The sequence below is a fragment of the Pararhizobium sp. P1_E7 genome (genome assembly GCF_056405855.1).
In genome coordinates, this window is record NZ_JBFUBH010000026.1 from 38,688 (window position 1) to 52,102 (window position 13,415).

Annotated in this window: 14 protein-coding genes; 2 read left to right on the forward strand and 12 right to left on the reverse strand. The window is 61.0% G+C overall.

The window, feature by feature from the left end:
- The first annotated feature begins 70 nt into the window (after window positions 1-70).
- Both AC1D17_RS19915 and AC1D17_RS19920 read left to right on the forward strand, forming a co-directional pair.
- Window positions 71-1,279 (forward strand): bifunctional 2-C-methyl-D-erythritol 4-phosphate cytidylyltransferase/2-C-methyl-D-erythritol 2,4-cyclodiphosphate synthase, encoded by a 1,209-nt coding sequence (locus AC1D17_RS19915; protein WP_477567060.1) that lies wholly within the window; start codon window positions 71-73, stop codon window positions 1,277-1,279.
- On the forward strand, window positions 1,276-1,776 hold the full coding sequence (locus tag AC1D17_RS19920) for a CinA family protein (protein WP_477567061.1): 501 nt from the start codon (window positions 1,276-1,278) through the stop codon (window positions 1,774-1,776). The genes AC1D17_RS19915 and AC1D17_RS19920 overlap by 4 nt, the downstream gene beginning before the upstream one ends.
- A 10-nt stretch (window positions 1,777-1,786) precedes the next feature.
- On the opposite strand, the gene AC1D17_RS19925 is transcribed toward AC1D17_RS19920, so the two are convergent.
- The 12 genes from AC1D17_RS19925 to kdsA all read right to left on the reverse strand — a co-directional run bounded on the left by AC1D17_RS19925 (window position 1,787) and on the right by kdsA (window position 13,346).
- Window positions 1,787-2,239 carry a type II toxin-antitoxin system RatA family toxin gene (locus AC1D17_RS19925; RefSeq protein ID WP_477567062.1) on the reverse strand — a complete coding sequence of 151 codons (453 nt, stop codon included), beginning with the start codon at window positions 2,237-2,239 and terminating at the stop codon, window positions 1,787-1,789.
- A gap of 163 nt (window positions 2,240-2,402) precedes the next feature.
- Window positions 2,403-3,380, reverse strand: a complete 978-nt coding sequence (gene lipA / locus AC1D17_RS19930) for a lipoyl synthase (RefSeq protein ID WP_264218960.1) — start codon at window positions 3,378-3,380, stop codon at window positions 2,403-2,405.
- A 91-nt stretch (window positions 3,381-3,471) separates the two neighbouring features.
- Window positions 3,472-4,917, reverse strand: coding sequence for a dihydrolipoyl dehydrogenase (gene lpdA / locus AC1D17_RS19935; RefSeq protein WP_477567063.1), 1,446 nt, complete (start codon window positions 4,915-4,917; stop codon window positions 3,472-3,474).
- 20 nt (window positions 4,918-4,937) lie between these two features.
- Entirely contained in the window at window positions 4,938-5,519 is a 582-nt protein-coding gene (locus tag AC1D17_RS19940) for a GNAT family N-acetyltransferase (protein ID WP_477567064.1), read from the reverse strand.
- The gene (locus AC1D17_RS19945) at window positions 5,520-6,161 is read right to left on the reverse strand and encodes an SGNH/GDSL hydrolase family protein (RefSeq protein WP_477567065.1); all 642 of its coding nucleotides are present in this window, start codon (window positions 6,159-6,161) and stop codon (window positions 5,520-5,522) included.
- Between the two features lie 4 nt (window positions 6,162-6,165).
- On the reverse strand, window positions 6,166-6,687 hold the full coding sequence (locus AC1D17_RS19950; RefSeq protein WP_477567066.1) for a hypothetical protein: 522 nt from the start codon (window positions 6,685-6,687) through the stop codon (window positions 6,166-6,168).
- A 14-nt stretch (window positions 6,688-6,701) separates the two neighbouring features.
- Window positions 6,702-8,042, reverse strand: coding sequence for a pyruvate dehydrogenase complex dihydrolipoamide acetyltransferase (locus AC1D17_RS19955; RefSeq protein ID WP_477567067.1), 1,341 nt, complete (start codon window positions 8,040-8,042; stop codon window positions 6,702-6,704).
- A gap of 14 nt (window positions 8,043-8,056) precedes the next feature.
- Window positions 8,057-9,436, reverse strand: coding sequence for a pyruvate dehydrogenase complex E1 component subunit beta (locus tag AC1D17_RS19960; RefSeq protein WP_477567068.1), 1,380 nt, complete (start codon window positions 9,434-9,436; stop codon window positions 8,057-8,059).
- Window positions 9,437-9,457: 21 nt separating this feature from the next.
- Entirely contained in the window at window positions 9,458-10,504 is a 1,047-nt protein-coding gene (gene pdhA / locus AC1D17_RS19965; protein ID WP_113550315.1) for a pyruvate dehydrogenase (acetyl-transferring) E1 component subunit alpha, read from the reverse strand.
- Between the two features lie 147 nt (window positions 10,505-10,651).
- Window positions 10,652-10,960 (reverse strand): FtsB family cell division protein, encoded by a 309-nt coding sequence (locus AC1D17_RS19970; RefSeq protein WP_264218967.1) that lies wholly within the window; start codon window positions 10,958-10,960, stop codon window positions 10,652-10,654.
- Between the two features lie 135 nt (window positions 10,961-11,095).
- Window positions 11,096-12,370, reverse strand: a complete 1,275-nt coding sequence (gene eno, locus AC1D17_RS19975; RefSeq protein ID WP_264218968.1) for a phosphopyruvate hydratase — start codon at window positions 12,368-12,370, stop codon at window positions 11,096-11,098.
- Window positions 12,371-12,503: 133 nt separating this feature from the next.
- Window positions 12,504-13,346 carry a 3-deoxy-8-phosphooctulonate synthase gene (kdsA, locus tag AC1D17_RS19980; protein WP_477567069.1) on the reverse strand — a complete coding sequence of 281 codons (843 nt, stop codon included), beginning with the start codon at window positions 13,344-13,346 and terminating at the stop codon, window positions 12,504-12,506.
- Window positions 13,347-13,415 lie beyond the last annotated feature (69 nt).

Below are 13,415 nucleotides of genomic sequence, written 5' to 3' on the forward strand. Positions count from 1 at the left end.
GCGTGAGAGCCACACTGGTGTCCGGCATCCGGCACAGGCGGCGATCCATTTGTGGGAACCCATATAGAAAATGCACGCAAAAGAACAGTTTTCCTGTGGTGTCGTCATTGTGGCTGCAGGCCGGGGTGAACGCGCGGGCGCCCTGCGCGATGGACCGAAGCAGTACCGCTCCATCGGCGGGCGGCCGGTTATTACCCATACGCTTGACGTTTTTGCGACATGGCCGATGGAAAAGAAGATCGTCGTCGTCATTCATCCAGACGACGAAGCCCTGTTTGCTCGGGCCAGCAGCCTCGTTGCCGGCGACGCCATCACCTTCGTCCATGGCGGAGCGACGCGCCAGCTTTCGGTACTGGCCGGCTTGAGGGCCCTGGAACAATCCGGCATCACCCATGTGATGATCCATGATGCCGTGCGGCCGTTCATCGATCATGCCCTGCTCGATCGCTGCGTCTCAACCCTGGCGCAGGGTGCTGAAGCGCTGCTGCCGGCCGTCGCGGTTGCCGACACGCTGAAGCGCGGATCGGCGGAGGGAACAGTCCTGGAGACAGTGCCAAGGGCCGGTCTCTACAGCGCCCAGACGCCCCAGTGTTTTCGCTTTGCGCCGATCCTTGAGGCTCATACCAATGCCGCCGCCTCCGGCCGCTCCGATTTCACCGACGATGCCTCGATCGCCGAATGGTCAGGCCTGCCCGTGACGCTGATCGAAGGATCGGTGGACAATGTGAAACTGACGATCAAACGGGATATCGCCATGGCCGATGAAAAACTGAACCGGAACGCGCTTCCGGATGTCCGCACCGGCAATGGTTATGACGTGCATCAGCTGATCGATGGCGACGGTGTGACGCTCTGCGGCATCTTCATGCCGCATGACCAGAAACTGCTCGGCCATTCCGACGCCGATGTCGCCCTGCACGCCTTGACCGACGCCCTGCTTGCCACCTGCGGTGCGGGCGATATCGGCGATCATTTTCCGCCGTCCGATCCGCAATGGAAGGGTGCTGCCTCGCGCATCTTTCTGGAACACGCGGCAAAGATCGTTCGAGAGCACGGCGGCACGATCATGAATGCCGATGTTTCGCTGATTGCCGAAGCGCCGAAGATCGGCCCGCACCGGCTGGCGATGCGTGAAAATCTGGCGGATATGCTCGGCATTTCGCTGGATCGCTGCTCGGTCAAGGCGACGACCAACGAAAAGATCGGCTTCATCGGCCGGCGCGAAGGCATCGCCGCGATCGCAACGGCAACGGTCGTCTACACGGGAGAGGTCAAATGAGCGGCTGGCCGCAGGATATCGAAGCCAAGGCAGGCCTGCTGATTGCCGCCTTTACGAAACGCGGCCTGATGGTCGCCACGGCCGAATCCTGCACCGGTGGGCTGATCGCGGGGGCTCTCACCGAAATCCCGGGCTCCTCGTCGGTGGTCGATCGCGGCTTCGTCACCTATTCCAACGATGCCAAGATCCAGATGCTCGGCGTCGATACCGCAACGCTTGAAGCTCACGGCGCCGTCTCACGCCAGACGGCGATTGAAATGGCACGCGGCGCGCTTACCCATTCGAAGGCGGATATTGCCATCGCCGTGACCGGGATTGCCGGACCGGGCGGCGGTTCAGAGGAGAAGCCTGTCGGGCTGGTTCATCTGGCCGCCGTATGCCGGAACGGCACTGTTCAGCACCGGGAAAAGCGCTATGGCGACATCGGGCGCGACGCCGTCAGGATGGCCACCGTGCGCACGGCGCTCGACATGCTGGAAGAGGTGTCGGAAGACTGAAACCGTTCCGCTATACCGTCGCGTAGATCGCATCGGCACGCTTCTCGAAGGCCTCGGAAAACATCCGGAATGCCCTGTCGAACATCGAGCCCATGAGAGCGCCGAGAATGCGGCTCTTGAATTCGTAGTCGATGAAGAAATTGACGGAACAGCCACCCTCGCCCATCGCCTCGAAGCTCCAGCGGTTGTCGAGATACTTGAACGGCCCGTCGATATATTTGACGTCGATGATGCGCTCTGCCTTGGCGAGCAGAACCTGCGTCGTAAACGTCTCGCGGATCGCCTTATAGCCGACGGTCATATCCGCGACGAGCAGCTCCTTGTCACCGCGCTCCCGACGCGAACGCACGGTCAACGCCTCGCAAAGCGGCAGGAATTCCGGATATTTTTCAACATCGGCAATCAGGTCGAACATCTGGCCGGGTGAATGCTTGACGGGTCTGCGGGTCTCGAATTGTGGCATGGCGTTCAGATATTCAATGATCTGCGGAAAAACAAGATGGCGAGAGCGTCACGCACCAAGCGGCAGTTGCTGTTGAGACGCGCGGCCAACTCGCCGTCCCGCTTTCCCAAACAAAAAGGCCGCGGCGTTTGCGACCGCGGCCGTTCAATAAGATTGTAGATTGCTATCCGGCCGCAGCCGACAGCTTCTTCTCGCGTGCTGCCCTGAGCCGCGCGAAATCGTCACCGGCATGGTGCGACGAACGGGTGAGCGGGCTGGAGGCGACCATCAGGAAGCCCTTGGTATAGGCAACGGTCTCGTAGGACTTGAATTCCTCCGGCGTCACGAATTTTTCGACCTTGTGATGCTTGCGGGTCGGCTGCAGGTACTGGCCGATAGTCATGAAGTCGACATCGGCGGTCCTGAGGTCGTCCATCAGCTGCAGCACTTCGTTGCGCTCCTCGCCAAGGCCGACCATGATGCCCGACTTGGTGAACATCGTCGGATCGAGCTCCTTGACCCGCTGCAGAAGGCGGATCGAGTGGAAATAACGCGCGCCGGGACGGACCGTCAGATAGTTGCCGGGCACGGTTTCCATGTTGTGGTTGAAGACATCGGGCTTGGCGGCAACGACGCGTTCCAGCGCACCGGGCTTCTTCAGAAAATCTGGCGTCAGGATTTCGATGGTCGTCAAAGGCGACGCAGCCCGAATGGCCCAGATCACCTTTTCGAAATGCTCGGCGCCACCATCGGCCAGATCGTCGCGGTCGACCGAGGTGATGACGACGTGGGACAGGCCCATCTGCTTGACGGCCTTGGCAACGTTTTCCGGTTCGGCCATGTCGAGTGCATTCGGCTTGCCGGTCGAGACGTTGCAAAAGGCGCAGGCGCGCGTACAGATCTCGCCCATGATCATGAACGTCGCGTGCTTCTTGTCCCAGCACTCGCCGATGTTCGGGCAGCCCGCCTCTTCGCAGACCGTGACGAGCTTGTGCTCCTTCACGATGGATTTGGTTTCGGCATAACCCTTGGAGGTCGGCGCGCGGACACGGATCCATTCCGGCTTGCGCAGCATCTCGGTGTCGGGCTTGTGGGCCTTTTCCGGGTGGCGGACACGCGGGGCATCGGGGTCAAGAGTGGTGCGGTCGAGGATCGTGACCATCAATGGCTTCCAATTTTGCTTCGAGCGCAACAGCGCCCGTCAGGGCCGGACAGAAAGGCCCGCCTTCAGATGGAGGCGAGCCCTATCACAATCAAGCGTTCAGTGCACGCCCATAGGCGTCGAGCACGCTTTCCTTCAGCGTTTCGGAAATCGTCGGGTGCGGGAAGATCGTGTGCATCAGGTCTTCCTCGGTCGTTTCGAGGTTCATGGCAACGACAAATCCCTGGATCAGTTCGGTGACTTCAGCGCCAACCAGATGTGCGCCGATGAGTTCGCCCGTCTTCTTGTCGAAGATGGTCTTGACCAGGCCCTGGTCCTCGCCAAGCGCAATCGCCTTGCCGTTGGCAACGAAGGGGAAGCGGCCGACGCGAATGTCGCGGCCTTCAGCCTTGGCTTTCGCTTCCGTCAGACCGACCGATGCGACCTGCGGATTGCAATAGGTGCAACCCGGGATCTTCAGCGTGTCCATCGGATGAACGTTCGGCAGGCCGGCGATCTTTTCGACGCAGATGACAGCCTCGTGCTCGGCCTTGTGGGCCAGCATCGGCGGTCCGGCAACGTCGCCGATCGCGTAGACGCCCGGCACATTGGTCTTGCCGTAACCGTCGATGACGATACAGCCGCGGTCTGTCTTCACACCCAGCGCTTCGAGGCCGAGGTTCTCGATATTGCCCTGAACGCCGACAGCCGAGATCATCCGGTCGGCGGTGATCTTCTCGACCGAACCATCCTTCTTCTCGACATGCGCCGTCACCGCGTTGGCAGCCTTCTCGACCTTCGTCACCTTGGCATCGAGAATGATCTTCATGCCCTGCTTTTCAAACTGCTTCTTGGCGAAGGCAGAGATTTCGGCGTCCTCGACCGGCATGACCTGCGGCAGCAGTTCGACCACTGTCACATCGACACCCATCGTGCGGTAGAACGAGGCGAACTCGATGCCGATGGCGCCGGAGCCCATGACCAGCAGCGACTTCGGCATTTCCTCCGGCTTCATCGCCTCGAAATAGGTCCAGATCAGCTTGCCATCCGGCTCGATGCCCGGCAGCGCGCGCGGGCGTGCGCCGGTGGCGACGATGATGTGCTTGGCGGTATAGGTGCCCTCGCCCAGCGTGTTCTTCGGGATCGGGCCCTGCGGCTGGACGATCGCCTTGGTGGTCTTGGCAACGACGATCTCGTTTGCCTTGGTGAGCTTTGCCTCACCCCAGATGACGTCGACCTTGTTCTTCTTCATGAGAAACGCAACGCCGCCGTTCATGCGCTCGGCAATGCCGCGCGAGCGCTTGACGATGGCTGCCAGGTCCGGCGATATCTTGCCTTCGAGCGTCAGGCCGTAGTTCTTGGCATGTTCGGCAAGGTGCAGGACCTCGGCGGAGCGCAGCAGCGCCTTGGTCGGAATGCAGCCCCAGTTGGAGCAGATGCCGGCCAGATGCTCGCGCTCGACCACGGCGACCTTGAGGCCCAGCTGGGCTGCGCGGATGGCCGCGATATAGCCGCCGGGGCCGGAACCGATAACGATGACGTCGTAGGAATTTGCCATTCTTGTTTCCTGCCTCTTCCTTAAGCCATGTTGCGGGCCAGCAAGACCCATTCATGCCTTTTGCTATCTTCAAAGAGCGGCACGGCTTCAAGCCTTGCCTTCTCCGCAAATCCGCTGGCCGCGTAAAGCGCCAGCGCCGTGTCATTGTGGCTTTCGGTGATCAGGCTGACCTGCCTGCCCTTGGCCCTTTCGATTTCGTGAGCAAGCAAAGCCCGCCCGATACCCTTGCCGCGATGGTGCCGGTAGACACCGAGGCTGTCGATGAACCGGCTGCCGATCACCTTGACCTGCAGGTCCAGCAGCGGCTTGATCACCGGATGGGGTGCTGCGATATCACGAACACTCTCATCCATATCGTAGCCGATCGACACACCGGCAATCTCGCCATCCCACTCGGCACACGTCGCATCTTTCCAGGCGCCGCGCTCATCGTCCATCCGCAAACGCGCCCGCCCCTGCTCCAGGGCGGTATCCTTCATTCCCCGCATCACGGCTCCGTGCCAGAGCCAGCTCGCAAAACCATGAGAGGCGATATCGACCAGGATGGCCAGATCCGCCGCGTCCCGCCGTTTCGCCGCTCGCAGATGCAGAGCCGCCCTCATTCAGAGCCCGAGCATCATCCGGACCATCGGCTCAAGGCCGCGTCCGATGGCGCGCGTATTTTCCGTATCCAGATGCACGCCATCCAGCGGCGTCGTCCTTGCCACCGACCCGGCATCGAAAAAGCCGCAACCGAGTTCATCGGCAAGATCCGCATAGAGCGAGGCCATCATCGACGACTGCTCGACAGCGCCGGCAAACATTGCCGCAAAATTTGCATTCGCCGTCTCGCTGATCGCCGGCGGTGCGACGATCAGAATTTCCGGCGCCTCGGCCTGCACATCCGGCCAGCTGTGATGCCAAGCGAGCTTCACCAGCCTCTCGATGCCTTTGACTGCGCCGAAAGCGGTTCCATGCACCACGGGCTTCATATCGTTGGCGCCGAGCAGAAGGATCACCAGATCGATCGGCGCGTGGCTTTGCAGAATGGTCGGCAGGATGCGCGCACCGTTGCGGTCGCAGTCGGCCAGATGATCGTCATAGGCGGTGGTGCGGCCGTTCAGACCTTCGGCGATCACATGAACGCCATTGCCAAGCGCCTTCTGCAGCACACTTGGCCAGCGGTCTTCCAGCGCATGCCGGCCGCCGGTCTCCGCGTCATATCCCCAGGTCAGACTGTCACCGTAGCAGAGGACTGTTTTCATCGCGTCATTCCCGTCCCAACAACCGATCGACATCCGCCAAACCGTCTACGTCCTGCGGCAGCTCCGCCTTCATGCGCTTCACGTCAGTGAGGCCATAGGGGTCCCCATCGCGGGCGTCGCGAATGCCGGCCCCGATAACGTCAAAGCCGTCACACATCCTAAGGTCCTGGGCCGTACCGATATCAGCGCCTTTGAACAGCAAGCAGAGAGCGCCCTTGCCGTCATCACCGTTGCTCGCAGTCCAGACTACCGGCACCACCTTATCGCCTAGTGCCGCCGACCAGACGACACCGGTGCCGTCGGATCGAAGATATTCGAGCTGAGGAATCCGATCGCTGTCGTTACGGAACAAAAGCGTCTTGCCCGTAATCTGCTCGACACGCTGAGTAACCTGCTCGTTCAGCTCTTCACCCTGCGCCGAAGCCGCTGATAACAAGGGAAAGACAGCAACGACAGTTGCGGCGCAAAAGCGCCGCAACATCAGTAACTTTTTCGTTGCATTTTCCACCTTGGAAGACATCGTCACGACGCTCTCTCCCGTCAGACCAGCATGCCCATCGGGCTTTCGATGTAGCGCTTGAAGGCGCCGAGCAGTTCGGCCCCGAGCGCACCATCGACGGCGCGGTGATCGGTCGACAGCGTCACGGTCATGACGTTGGCAACGACCATCTGGCCCTTCTTGACCACGACCCGCTCCTCGCCTGCACCGATCGCAAGGATCGTCGCATGCGGAGGATTGACGACGGCGGCAAAATTCTTGACGCCCATCATGCCCATGTTGGATACGGCGGTGCCGCCGCCCTGATACTCTTCCGGCTTCAGCTTGCGGCTCTTGGCGCGGGCGCCGAGATCCTTCATCTCGTTGGAGATGGCCGACAGGCTTTTGAGTTCAGCACTGCGAATGATCGGGGTGATCAGGCCGCCCGGGATCGACACGGCAACGCCGACATCGGCGTGCTTGTGCTTGACCATATTGGCGTCGGTCCAGGAGACGTTGGCGTCCGGAACGTCGCGCAGGGCGAGCGCAAGCGCCTTGATGACCATGTCGTTGACCGAGAGCTTGTAGGCGGGCTTGCCGTCCCTTTCCGGGCTTGCAGCATTGAGCTGGGCACGAAGGGCAAGCAGCGCATCCAGTTCGCAATCGACGGAAACGTAGAAATGCGGAATGGTCTGCTTGGATTCCTGCAGGCGCTTGGCAATCGTCTTGCGCATGCCGTCATGCGGCACGAGCTCGTAGGAGCCGTCGGCAAAGTTTTTCAGAACGGCTTCGTCTGAGGCGCCCTTGGCCAGCGGCGCCGGAGCAGCAGCGGTTGCAGGAGCAGCAGCTGCAGGTGCCGCCTTTGCGCCGCCGCCGGCAACTGCGGTTTCGACATCCTTCTTGATCACGCGGCCATGCGGGCCGGTGCCGGAAACAGCCGAGATATCGATCCCTGCATCCCTGGCCAAGCGGCGGGCGAGCGGCGAGGAGAAGGTCCGCGTGCCGGACGATGCCGGAACGGATGCCTGCGCGGCAGCTGGAGCCGGAGCAGCGGCGGCAGGTGCCGCCTCCGCCTTTGCCGGTGCGGTTTCGGCCTTGGCTGCCTCAGCCTTCGCAGCTGGTGCCGCGCCACCGCCGGAAGCGGCAGCAGCCACGTCTTCACCGTCGGCGGCCAGGATGGCGATCAGGGCATTGACCTTGACGCCTTCGGTGCCAGCGGGAACGACGAGCTTGGCAACGGTACCTTCATCGACGGCTTCGACTTCCATGGTCGCCTTGTCGGTCTCGATCTCGGCGATCACGTCGCCGGACGAAACCTTGTCGCCTTCCTTGACCAGCCACTTGGCAAGGTTGCCCTCTTCCATGGTCGGCGAAAGGGCTGGCATGGTGATGTTGATAGGCATCTCTTCACCCTCCCTTATTTGTAGCAGACGGTCTTCACCGCCTGGACGACTTCGCCGACATTCGGCAGGGCCAGCTTTTCAAGGTTGGCGGCGTAAGGCATCGGAACATCCTTGCCGGCAATCGTCAGGATCGGCGCATCGAGATAATCGAAGGCCTGCTGCATGACGCGGGTGGCAATTTCGGTGCCGACGGAGGACTGCGGGAAGCCTTCCTCGACGGTGACCAGACGGCCCGTCTTCTTCACCGATTCGATCACGGCCGGCAGGTCCATCGGACGGATGGTACGCAGATCGATGATCTCGACGTCGATGCCTTCCTTCTCCAGTTCAGCTGCGGCCTTGACCGCGTAGGTCATGCCGATGCCGAAGGAAACGATCGTCGCGTCCTTGCCCACCCGGTGGGTACGCGCCTTGCCGATCGGCAGGACGAAATCGTCCATCTTCGGCACATCGAAGGAGTGACCGTAGAGGATTTCGTTTTCAAGGAAGATGACCGGGTTCGGATCGCGGATCGCGGCCTTCAGCAGGCCCTTCGCGTCGGCCGCCGTATAGGGCATGACGACCTTCAGGCCCGGAACATGACTGTACCAGGCGGCATAGCACTGCGAGTGCTGCGCGCCGACGCGGGCGGCTGCACCTGACGGACCACGAAACACCATCGGAGCGCCCATCTGTCCGCCGGACATGTAGAGGGTCTTTGCCGCCGAGTTGATGATATGGTCGATCGCCTGCATGGCGAAGTTGAAGGTCATGAATTCGACGATCGGACGCAGGCCCGTCATCGCGGCGCCGACGCCGATACCGGCAAAGCCATGCTCGGTGATCGGTGTATCGACAACGCGGCGGGGGCCGAATTCCTGCAGCAGGCCTTGTGTGATCTTGTAGGCGCCCTGGTATTCGGCGACTTCCTCACCCATGACGAAGACGTCTTCGCTGCGGCGCATTTCTTCCGCCATCGCGTCGCGAAGGGCTTCGCGCACGGTGGTGGAGACCATTTCCGTGCCGGCCGGAATATCCGGATCAGACGGAATGTCGGCCTTCGGCTGAGCCGGAACAGGCGCCGGCGCTTCCGACTTTGCCGGAGCCTCGACTTTGGCGGGCTCGGCAGCGGGTGCTGCAGCCTTCGGAGCGGCAACGTCGCCGGCGCTCTCGCCGTCCTGAAGCAGGACTGCGATCGCGGTGTTGACCTTGACGCCTTCGGTGCCGGCGGCAATCAGGATTTTGCCGATGACGCCTTCGTCGACGGCTTCCACTTCCATGGTCGCCTTGTCGGTTTCGATTTCGGCGATCACGTCGCCGGAGGCGACCTTGTCACCCTCGTTTTTCACCCACTTGCTGAGCGTGCCTTCTTCCATCGTCGGGGACAGAGCGGGCATCAGAATTTCGATAGGCATGATGTTTTCCTCGTCCCGGTCTTAAAGCAGAATATCGGTGTAGAGCTCGGATACATCCGGCTCCGGATCGGCCTGGGCGAAATCGGCACTGTCGGCGACAATGTCGCGAACATCCTTGTCGATCGCCTTCAGCTCGTCTTCGCTCGCCCAGCCGTTTTCAAGCAGGCGCACCCTTACTTTTTCGATCGGGTCGTTCTCGGAGCGCATCTTCTGCACCTCGTCCTTCGAACGGTACTTGGCCGGGTCGGACATCGAGTGGCCGCGATAGCGGTAGGTCTGCATCTCGAGGATCATCGGGCCTTTGCCCGCGCGGCAATGCTCGACAGCCTCGTCACCGGCGGCCTTGACCGCACGAACATCCATGCCATCGACCTGGAAGCCGGGAATGCCAAGCGCCACGCCGCGCTGCGAGAAATCGTGACCGGCTGACGCGCGCGACACCGAGGTACCCATGGCGTAGCGGTTGTTTTCGACGATGTAGATCACCGGCAGATTCCACAGAGCGGCCATGTTGAAGCTCTCGTAGACCTGGCCCTGGTTGGCAGCGCCATCACCGAAATAGGCGAGCGACACATTGTCATTGCCGCGGTAGCGGTTGGCAAAGGCGAGACCGGTGCCGAGCGAGACCTGCGCGCCGACAATGCCGTGGCCGCCGTAGAAATTCTTTTCCTTGGAGAACATATGCATCGAGCCGCCCTTGCCGCGGGAAAGCCCGCTGCGGCGGCCGGTAAGTTCAGCCATGACGCCGCGTGCACTCATGCCGCAGGCGAGCATATGACCATGGTCGCGATAGGCAGTGATGACCTGATCGCCTTCCTTGAGCGCCATCTGCATGCCGACGACGACAGCTTCCTGGCCAATGTAGAGATGACAGAAACCGCCGATGAAGCCCATGCCGTAGAGCTGGCCGGCTTTTTCCTCGAAACGGCGGATGAGGAGCATTTCGCGGTAGGCCTTCAGATCGGCATCGCGATCGAACTCGGCGATGGTACCGTTTGTGAAGTCCTTCTTAGCGGGCTTTGCCGCTGCCTTGCGACTGGAAACGGACGCGGATTTTCGCGGTGCCATTCAATCCTCCCTATGGTTGGCTTTCGCGGTACCATAGGGAAAGAATGCGATCACAGCAATGCCATATTTGCATGGCTTATATTCCTACCAAGGCCTTGATAAGAATAGCATATTTCAAATTAACCCGTTTTCGGTTAATGCGGCAACTTAGTGAAAAATAACAATTTCGTCGCTGCGGGACATGTTCAGTCCAAACCGCGCCTTTTCGTCAAGCATGTCGCGTTCAAGCGAGCCGTCGCTGAGCAGCGCCACTTCTTTTTCAAGCGTTTCGCGCTGCGCCGTCAACTCATCCAGACGGGCCTGGCGCTCGATGCGCTGCCGGTCGAACTTCTCGGTCGCCTTCAATCCATAGTCGCCATGGATGGAATGATAACCGAAATAGGAGAGGAAAGCGACAGTGATGAGCGGCATGACAAACCGCCCGAGCTGCCGTTTCTTATGGTGTTTGGTCCACATAGATCATGCCCTGATACGCAATACCTGAACACGCTAGCAGCCATTGATTAACCGACCGTTGACCATAAGAACCGGCAGTAAAAAACCCGCGTCCGTTTCCAGACGCGGGTTGCAGCATATCAGTGCGGGTACGGGTCAGCCGCGCAGGATCGAGCGGCCGGCATATTTTGCCTGCGGACCGAGCTGTTCTTCGATGCGGATCAGCTGGTTGTACTTGGCAAGACGGTCGGAGCGCGACAGCGAGCCGGTCTTGATCTGTCCGCAATTGGTGGCGACGGCGAGATCGGCGATCGTCGAATCCTCGGTTTCGCCGGAGCGGTGCGACATGACGGCGGTGTAGCCGGCCTTGTGCGCGGTCTCGACGGCGTCGAGCGTTTCCGACAGCGAACCGATCTGGTTGACCTTGACGAGGATCGAGTTGGCGACCCCCATCTTGATGCCGTCGCGCAGACGCGAGGAGTTGGTGACGAACAGATCGTCGCCGACCAGCTGGACCTTCTTGCCGGCGAGATCGGTCAGCGTCTTCCAGCCTTCCCAGTCGTCTTCAGCCATGCCGTCTTCGATCGAGGCGATCGGGTACTTGGCGGCGAGTTCGGCCAGGTATTCGGCCATGGCGCCCGGCTCGAGCGTGCGGCCTTCGCCTTCCATGACGTACTTGCCGTCCTTGAAGAATTCGGTCGAGGCGCAATCGAGGCCGAGGAACATGTCTTCGCCCGGCTTGTAGCCAGCCTTCTCGATCGACTTCATGATGAAGTCGAGCGCTTCGGATGCGCTGTTCAGGCCCGGCGCAAAACCGCCTTCGTCACCGACATTGGTGTTGTGGCCTTTGGCCGACAGTTCCTTCTTCAGGACGTGGAAGACTTCCGAGCCCATGCGAACGGCATCGCGCAGGCTGTCGGCGCCGACCGGAAGGATCATGAATTCCTGGAAATCGATCGGGTTGTCGGCATGGGCGCCGCCGTTGATGATGTTCATCATCGGGACCGGCAGCAAGCGGGCGTTCGGGCCGCCGACATAGCGGAACAGCGGCAGGTTGGAGGCTTCGGCGGCAGCGCGGGCGACAGCCAGCGATACGCCGAGGATGGCATTGGCGCCGAGGCGCGACTTGTTGGCGGTGCCGTCCAGTTCGATCATCGTGGCGTCGATATGAAGCTGGTCTTCGGCATCCATGCCGCCGATCGCTTCAAAAATCTCGCCATTGACGGCTTCGACTGCCTTTTCGACACCCTTGCCGTGATAGCGCTTGCCGCCATCACGCAGTTCGACGGCTTCGTGCGCGCCGGTCGAAGCGCCCGAGGGAACAGCGGCGCGGCCAAAGCTGCCGTCTTCGAGATGGACGTCGACTTCGACGGTCGGGTTACCCCGGCTGTCGAGAATTTCGCGGCCGATGATGTCGATGATTGCAGTCATGATCTCTTCCCTGCTTCAAACATGGTGGTGGAGGATGGTCCTGTCATAATTCATGGACCGGAAATTACAATGGCGGGCGCTGCGCAATCGCAGCCAGCGCCCGGCCTTCAAGAAAAATTCACAAAACCCGCACTCAGCGTTTCGCGACTGCGTCGAATGCCAGCAGGGTTTCCAGCAGGCGCGGCATATCCTTCAGGTGAACCATGTTCGGACCGTCCGACGGCGAATTGTCGGGGTCCTCATGCGTTTCGATGAAGACGCCGGCAACGCCGACGGCAACAGCTGCGCGCGCGAGTGTCTCGACGAATTCGCGCTGGCCGCCCGAGGAGCCGCCCTGTCCGCCCGGCTGCTGTACGGAATGGGTCGCATCGAAGATCACCGGTGCGCCGAGACCGGCCATGATCGGCAGCGAGCGCATGTCGGAAACCAGCGTGTTGTAGCCGAACGAAGCGCCGCGTTCGCACAGAAGCACATTCGGATTGCCGCTTTCGGTGAATTTGGCGAGCACGTTCTTCATGTCCCAGGGAGCCAGGAACTGGCCYTTCTTGACGTTGATGACGCGTCCGGTCTTGGCGGCGGCAACCAGAAGRTCGGTCTGGCGGCAGAGGAAGGCCGGGATCTGCAGGATATCGACGGTCGGCGCGACCAGGGCGCACTGCTCTTCCGTGTGGATGTCGGTAATGACCGGGAAGCCGTATTCCTGCTTGAGATCGGCAAAGACTTCCATCGCCTTCTCCAGGCCGATGCCGCGCTTGCCGGTAAGCGATGTGCGGTTGGCCTTGTCGAAGGACGACTTGTAGACATAGCCAAGGTCGAGCGACTTGCAGAGTTCAACCATCTTGCCGGCGATCATGAAGGCGTGGTCACGGCTCTCCATCTGGCAGGGACCGGCGATCAAAGACAGCTTCTGGCTATTGGAAAACACCACCTGATTGGCGCCGCTGCCGGCCACCACGTTTGCATTGGTCTGCATGATTATTCTCCGAATGCGAAGATGACGCCCTGCCCCGGGGCTTCCGGAACGATCAGGCGACTGTCTTTTCTG

Bases quoted from the DNA above. Each gene is read 5' to 3' on its own strand.
- lipA (WP_264218960.1), bottom strand. From the start codon at position 3,380: ATGGTCACGATCCTCGACCGCACCACTCTTGACCCCGATGCCCCGCGT.
- AC1D17_RS19920 (WP_477567061.1), top strand. From the start codon at position 1,276: ATGAGCGGCTGGCCGCAGGATATCGAAGCCAAGGCAGGCCTGCTGATT.
- AC1D17_RS19940 (WP_477567064.1), bottom strand. From the start codon at position 5,519: ATGAGGGCGGCTCTGCATCTGCGAGCGGCGAAACGGCGGGACGCGGCG.
- AC1D17_RS19955 (WP_477567067.1), bottom strand. From the start codon at position 8,042: ATGCCTATCAACATCACCATGCCAGCCCTTTCGCCGACCATGGAAGAG.
- AC1D17_RS19960 (WP_477567068.1), bottom strand. From the start codon at position 9,436: ATGCCTATCGAAATTCTGATGCCCGCTCTGTCCCCGACGATGGAAGAA.
- AC1D17_RS19945 (WP_477567065.1), bottom strand. From the start codon at position 6,161: ATGAAAACAGTCCTCTGCTACGGTGACAGTCTGACCTGGGGATATGAC.
- AC1D17_RS19915 (WP_477567060.1), top strand. From the start codon at position 71: ATGCACGCAAAAGAACAGTTTTCCTGTGGTGTCGTCATTGTGGCTGCA.
- eno (WP_264218968.1), bottom strand. From the start codon at position 12,370: ATGACTGCAATCATCGACATCATCGGCCGCGAAATTCTCGACAGCCGG.
- pdhA (WP_113550315.1), bottom strand. From the start codon at position 10,504: ATGGCACCGCGAAAATCCGCGTCCGTTTCCAGTCGCAAGGCAGCGGCA.
- lpdA (WP_477567063.1), bottom strand. From the start codon at position 4,917: ATGGCAAATTCCTACGACGTCATCGTTATCGGTTCCGGCCCCGGCGGC.
- AC1D17_RS19970 (WP_264218967.1), bottom strand. From the start codon at position 10,960: ATGTGGACCAAACACCATAAGAAACGGCAGCTCGGGCGGTTTGTCATG.
- AC1D17_RS19925 (WP_477567062.1), bottom strand. From the start codon at position 2,239: ATGCCACAATTCGAGACCCGCAGACCCGTCAAGCATTCACCCGGCCAG.